General features: G+C 41.2%; 7 protein-coding genes. 6 read left to right on the top strand and 1 reads right to left on the bottom strand.

What is annotated here, in order from left to right:
- Positions 1–454 precede the first annotated feature (454 nt).
- The gene (locus DRF67_RS16775; RefSeq protein WP_115929455.1) at positions 455–1,642 is read left to right on the top strand and encodes an MFS transporter; all 1,188 of its coding nucleotides are present in this window, start codon (positions 455–457) and stop codon (positions 1,640–1,642) included.
- Positions 1,643–1,745: 103 nt separating this feature from the next.
- Here DRF67_RS16775 and DRF67_RS16770 read toward each other — a convergent pair whose 3' ends face one another.
- On the bottom strand, positions 1,746–2,123 hold the full coding sequence (locus DRF67_RS16770) for a winged helix-turn-helix transcriptional regulator (RefSeq protein WP_115929454.1): 378 nt from the start codon (positions 2,121–2,123) through the stop codon (positions 1,746–1,748).
- A 158-nt stretch (positions 2,124–2,281) separates the two neighbouring features.
- Between DRF67_RS16770 and DRF67_RS16765 the strand changes: the two genes are divergently transcribed.
- The 5 genes from DRF67_RS16765 to DRF67_RS16745 all read left to right on the top strand — a co-directional run bounded on the left by DRF67_RS16765 (position 2,282) and on the right by DRF67_RS16745 (position 6,408).
- Complete coding sequence (locus tag DRF67_RS16765; RefSeq protein WP_115929453.1) at positions 2,282–3,217, top strand: alpha/beta hydrolase; 936 nt, start codon at positions 2,282–2,284, stop codon at positions 3,215–3,217.
- Positions 3,217–4,386, top strand: a complete 1,170-nt coding sequence (locus tag DRF67_RS16760; RefSeq protein WP_115929452.1) for an MFS transporter — start codon at positions 3,217–3,219, stop codon at positions 4,384–4,386. Before DRF67_RS16765 ends, DRF67_RS16760 begins: the two co-directional genes overlap by 1 nt.
- 60 nt (positions 4,387–4,446) lie before the next feature.
- The gene (locus tag DRF67_RS16755; RefSeq protein WP_115929451.1) at positions 4,447–5,148 is read left to right on the top strand and encodes a DsbA family oxidoreductase; all 702 of its coding nucleotides are present in this window, start codon (positions 4,447–4,449) and stop codon (positions 5,146–5,148) included.
- Positions 5,149–5,295: 147 nt separating this feature from the next.
- A complete protein-coding gene (locus tag DRF67_RS16750) occupies positions 5,296–5,877 on the top strand; it encodes a 5'-methylthioadenosine/S-adenosylhomocysteine nucleosidase family protein (protein WP_115929450.1) in 582 nt (193 codons plus the stop codon).
- 9 nt (positions 5,878–5,886) lie between these two features.
- Entirely contained in the window at positions 5,887–6,408 is a 522-nt protein-coding gene (locus DRF67_RS16745) for a GNAT family N-acetyltransferase (protein ID WP_115929449.1), read from the top strand.
- Positions 6,409–6,438 lie beyond the last annotated feature (30 nt).

Here is a 6,438-nt window from a genome sequence, read left to right as displayed (position 1 = left end):
TTAAATGGACTTAGTCCATGGCTATATGCTAAAGAGTTTTTGATCAATTAGAGAATATTTTATATTTATAAACTGTTTGAAAAAGGGTAAGTCTTCAAATAGAATAGAAGTTAAGAAAAATTATAAATATCTCTATATTGAATTTAGAGGGAGTGACTTATTGGAAATTGTATACACAACTGAAAAGCCAGCCTTTACTTAAGACATAGGGAAGTCTACCCCTGCAGCTGCACTCAAAACAATCATTAATATAAGACCCAGTAATGATTTAAAAGAAACGTTGCCAAAGCCTGTTTCATGAAATTTTTATATCAAAAGTAAAGATCAATTCAATAATGTTGTGATTTATCTTTTGTTAAAATGCCTACCTTTGGGGACTTAATAAAGAACGTATTTCCGGAGATGTCCATTTCTGTCAGAAATATTTTCTCTCCAACAAAATTTTATTTTAGACATGCAGGTGAGCTCTACGAACGGTATTTCCAGGACGGTGATCTGGTTGATGGCAATTATTTCAGGACTTGTTGTAGCCAACAATTACTATAACCAGCCTTTGCTGGCACTCATTTCTACAGATCTTCATATTTCCGAAAGTGCTGCCAGCAGGATTTCTGTCCTTACTCAGATAGGCTATGCTTTGGGACTCTTGCTGATTGTTCCTCTGGGGGACAAATTTTTCCGCAAAAGACTGATTCTGATAGACCTTTTCCTGGTTTTTGGTGCACTGCTGTGGATGACCTTTGCGACCGAACTCTGGATGTTGTACGCTGCCAGTCTTTTGATTGGTGCGACTTCAGTAATTCCTCAATTATTTGTACCCATTGCGGCTGAGCTTTCTTCGGACAAAGAAAAATCTTCTAATATCGGATTGGTCATGTCTGGATTATTGCTGGGGATTTTACTGTCCAGATTTATAGGAGGAATTGTAGGAGAAGTCTGGGGATGGAGAGCCATGTTTGGTATTGCGGCCGGACTGATGATCCTGGTATGGCTTGCCGTTTATAAAATGCTTCCGGAAATGCAGCCCAACTTTAAGGGTTCTTATAAAGAGCTGATGCGTTCTGTTGCCCATCTGGCAAGAACTCAGCCTGTCCTTCAGCTGGCCGCCTTCCGGGGTGCCATGGCTTTTGGATCGATGTGCGCTTTATTTACAACCCTGGTGTTCCATATGGAAAAAGCGCCTTTTTACGCAGGCTCGTCAGTAGTAGGAAGCTTTGGCCTGGCTGGGGCTGTGGGAGCGCTGGCAGCAGCTAAAGTAGGGAAACTGCAGCGTTTTCTCGATATCAACAGGATTATCCTGTATTCTTTGCTGATTGTTATTGGAAGCTGGGGATTCACTTATTTTGCAGGAGATACTTATTGGGGGCTTATTGTGGGCGTCATTCTTGTGGACCTGGGTGTACAGTCCAGTCATATTATGAATCAAACCAATTACTTCATGATCAAATCCAATGCTGTGAACCGGCTGAATACCGTGTATATGGTGTCTTATTTTATCGGTGGATCATTGGGAACCTGGCTTGCATCTCTTGCCTGGCAGAAAGCAGAATGGACTGGCGTTTGTTTTGTAGGAACCTTGTTTGGAGTACTTGCTCTGCTCGCGCATCTACTATTCTCCAATAAAGTGAACAGCAAATTATAAAGATTATTTTTTCATTTCCGATCAGCTAAGCCCATTCTCTTTGAAAAGATTGGTTTTTTCTTACAAAGTAACCTGAAGGGACCGATCCCCATTAACCCTTACTTTAATTTTCAGCGTGCGTTGGTTCTTGGACCAATTCCCTGTGTTTTCCACCCCATTTGCTGAGTTCATTCCAAATCGGAATAAGCTCGCGGGCAATAGCTGTAAGTTCATAATCAACTCTTGGTGGAACTTCAGCATATACGGTTCTTTTGATCAGGTGTTCTTTCTCCAGCTCTCTCAGCTGTAAGGTGAGCATCCTTTCCGTTATTCCAGTGATGGATTTTCTAAGTTCACTGAATCGAAGTTTTCCTCCTTTAAGCTTATCAAGGATTAAAAGCTTCCAACGTCCTCCGATCTTACAGACGGCATAGGTCAGATCACACTCATGGATATATTGTCTGTTGATATTATTCGTTGAATTTTCTTTTATTTTCCCCATTACTTACAAATTTGTTAGTACCGTACAATTCGATGCATACAGTGCAAATGTAAGGTTTGAATTTTAATTTTGCCAGTACAAACATAAAAATAAGTTGTTATAAAGAACAGTAGCGCTAACGTTCATCCGGACAACATTAATTAAAAATAATCAACAACATGCAGTTAACACCTGAAATAAATCTGATTTTAAATCATTTACAGAAAATACAGACATTCAATGCGAAGGATTCCCTGGATGATATCCGTAAATACCTTGAGACTATGAGCTTTCAGCTGAGTGGCAAAAAAGAAGCTGTTTCGGTGATTGAAGAACTGGAAATTCCATACGGTAATCGACAGATTCCCCTCCGGGTATATTACCCAAAGGGAAAAATGACCCAACATTCATCCGCTGTTATTTATATTCATGGAGGATGGTTTATGGCTGGCGGATATGAAACCCACGATGCTGTTGCCCGGAAGCTGGCCAATACAACGGGGTCGGTCATTTTCTTTATCAATTACCGGCTTGCTCCCGAACATCCTTTTCCGGCAGGATTAGACGACTGCCTGGATGCTTCAAAATGGATTATAGAACAGTCCGAATCGCTGGGAATCGACCGGAACCGGATCGGAATCATTGGCGACAGTGCAGGAGGCGCTTTGGCAACTGCTGTTTCTACTCAGATTGGGGAGCTGCTGAAATTTCAGATCCTGATTTATCCTGCCTCTGATAATCAGCTGAATTCAACATCCTGGAGCACCTATGAAAATGGCCCCGTTCTCACCAGGGAGGGCGGAATACAGGCCTGGAAGTGGTACCTACCCCGGAAAGAAGAGAATAACCCACTCGCCGTGCCTGCCTTAATGAAAGATTTCAGATCGACACCTTCTACATTGGTTATTCTTGCAGAACATGATCCGTTGTCAGATGACGGAAGAAAGCTTGCTGAAAATATGGAAAATGCAGGAGTTTCTGTTCAGGTAAGTCTATACAAAGATATGGTTCATGGATTTATGCATATGGGAGAAATTCTGAATGAGGTACAGACCGCAGTAAATGAAATGGCATCATTTGCCATCCGGAATCTTGAAGCCGAAAATCTGGACTGATGACAAAGAAATATGCATACATCGGATGTCTGGGGCTTATTGCAGTGATTACGACAGAATTTGGAATCATCGGAATTCTGCCTCAGGTTGCAGCACATTATCAGATAAGTATAGACAAGGCAGGCTATCTGTTAAGCGCCTTTGCCTTGGTTATAGCACTTACAGGCCCTTTTATGACTTTGCTCACATCAGGGATCGACCGTAAAAAAGTAATGATAGCAGCTATTTTTATATTTTTGATGACAGGAATTATTTCTGCATTTTCACCCCCTTTCTGGTTGTTGATGACCGTACGGATACTTCCTGCATTTCTTCAGCCTGTTTATATTGCTACCGCTTTATCTGTTGCAGTCTCCCATGCGGATCCCGATAAAAAGAATGAGCTGATGGGTATCGTTTTTAATGGGATAGCCATCGCGACAGTTACCACCATTCCTTTTTCTACATGGATTTCCGGAATGTATTCCTGGGAGTATTCATTTGTTGTACAGGCAGTGGTAAGTTTTATTGCTTTATGTATGATCCATGGTATGTTACCGCGCATGCCTGTTAAAGAAAAGAAATCCTATGGAAGCCAGATCAGGATCTTAACACAGATCCCATTTATTCTGAGTACAATGACCAATTTCTTCATGATAACAGCCTGGTTTTCTACCTACAGCTATTTTGCAGACTATCTGAACAGAGCAAAAGAAATGGATACATCAATGGTAAGCTATATGATGTTTTTGTTTGGAGGATTAGGAATTGCTGGCAATTGGATCGCAGGTAAAATGCTCAATAAAAATGTCTCCCGTACAACAGCATTTTTTCTTTCCGGAACGTTAGTGGTTCCTGTTCTGCTGTATGTGGCGGGTGGAAATCTTTGGGCCAATATTGTGGTGATTGCTATATGGGGATTCCTTTATTCACCAAGTTTCCTGAACGCTTCTACCTACATGATCTCTTCGGCACCCGATTCTATGGAGTTTGCCAATAGTCTGGCGACCTCATTCGGTAATCTCGGGGTCACTTTAGGAACAACATTGGGTGGGTGGATCATCATCACAATGGGAGTGGAATATAATCCATGGATAGGCTGTATCTTCGGGCTTTTTGCCTTTTTGATGATGTTCCTTAAGGCTGCTGCTGAGAAAAAGAGAAGGGTCCTATCGGCCTGTCGTAATTAAACTGTAACAAATTTTGTTACATTGAATAAAATGTATTACATTTGATTAAAATTTTAGACAATGAAAATAGAAATATGGTCGGACATCATGTGTCCGTTTTGCTATATCGGAAAAAATAATTTTGAACAGGCTTTACAGAAACTTCCCTTTAAAGATGAGGTAGAAGTAGAGTGGAAGAGCTTCCAGCTGGATCCCTCTTTAGATCCTGACAAAACGCAGAATACCATTCAGTATTTCAGAGAAAAAAAAGGTGTTGCGGAGGCCCAGGCTACCCAAATGCTGAGCCAGGTTACCCAGATGGGAAAAGGAGCGGGGATTGATTTTGATTTTGAAAAAGCTTTGATCACCAATACCTTTAAGGCCCATAAGCTGCTTCATTTCGCTAAAAAACATAACCGGTCCAATGAAATGGAAGAGGCTTTGTTTATCGCCCATTTTATTGAGGGTAAAAATGTAGCGGATCCTGAAGTTTTGGTAAGTCTTGCAGAAAAGCTGGGCATTGATAAAGGAGAGGCCATCAAAGCAGTGACTTCTGATGAATTGGATTACGAAGTAAATCAGGATATTCAGGAGGCCAGAAATAATGGGGTTTCCGGAGTTCCTTTCTTCGTCCTGAATGGGAAATATGCTGTTTCCGGTGCCCAGCCGGTTGAGGTTTTTGAAAATGCCCTGCAGCAGACCTACAAAGAAACGGTAAGTCCTTTTAAAGATCTTTCCGGTGAAGGCGGTGCGTCATGTGATGCTGACGGTTGCAGTATTTAATATGAACCCAGACGATTTTATCCGTTTGGGGTTTTATTTAAATATTTTTATACATGCTTTTTACTATCTGATATTTACTACCCTGTTGGAGGCTAAAAAACAAAAAGCTGTTGTATCTTTGTGGATAGGCTAAAATCTAATTTTTCAATGATCAAAATTACTAACGGACATCAGTATCCGGTTGCGGATACCCTTTTTGTTTTTGCACTGGAGTCAGAAGCAGGGATCGTATTTGACGGTAAAAATAAACTCATAACAGGAATAGGAAAAGTAAATGCTGCCATAGAGCTCACCAGAGAGATTCATATCCGTAAACCCAAACTGATCGTCAATCTGGGATCTGCCGGAAGCAAAGGATTTCATAAGGGGGAAGTGGTATGCTGTACCCGATTTATTCAGAGGGATATGGATGTAAGGGGGCTTGGATTTCAAATGTATGAAACGCCTCTGTCGGGAATTCCTCCGGTTTTGGAATACGGTCTGAAAATGGAAAACCTGAAAGAAGGGATCTGCGGAAGTGGCGACAGCTTCGAAATGAATCATTCCGAAACGGATTACAATATTGTGGATATGGAAGCGTATCCGCTGGCCTTGATTGCTCAGAAGGAACATATTCCCTTCCTGTGCCTCAAGTACATTTCTGACGATGCCGGAAGTGATGCCGCCGATGACTGGAGTGTACAGGTACATCTGGCCTCTGAAGCATTTAAAAAGATACTTTTTTCGTAAAACTCAAATATGGCTGCTATTATCATTAACAAAGCTTCATGGGAAGATCTGGAAATCTTGCATAATCTAGGAATTCAAACCTTCTACGAATCCTTTGCTGAAAATAATTCCGAAGATGATATGCAGAAATATCTGGAAGAAAGCTTCAATATCAATACAATAAAAGCAGAACTTGCTGATCCTGATTCGACGTTCTACATAGCATGGGAAGATGATGAACCTGTAGGTTATCTGAAGGTAAATTGTGGTCAGGCACAGACCGAGTTACAGGATGAAGTAAGCCTTGAAATTGAAAGAATCTATGTAAAAAAAAGCCATCAGGGTAAAAAAGTAGGCCAGCTGTTGTATCATCAGGCAGTGGAAACCGCTAAGGCCCTTCGAAAGTCCTGCATCTGGCTGGGGGTATGGGAAGAGAATATAAGAGCGCTGAACTTTTACAGGAAAAACGGATTTGTTGTATTTGATCAACACATTTTCAGGCTTGGCAATGACGAACAGACCGACCTGATGATGAAAAAAGTACTGGAATAATACCATGCTGTACAGTGCTGTTTTTTCTTC

The organism is Chryseobacterium pennipullorum, from assembly GCF_003384725.1.
GTDB classification, from domain to species: domain Bacteria; phylum Bacteroidota; class Bacteroidia; order Flavobacteriales; family Weeksellaceae; genus Chryseobacterium; species Chryseobacterium pennipullorum.
The sequence above is the reverse complement of the archived record's forward strand: the minus strand, read 5'-3'. Positions and strand labels throughout refer to the sequence as shown.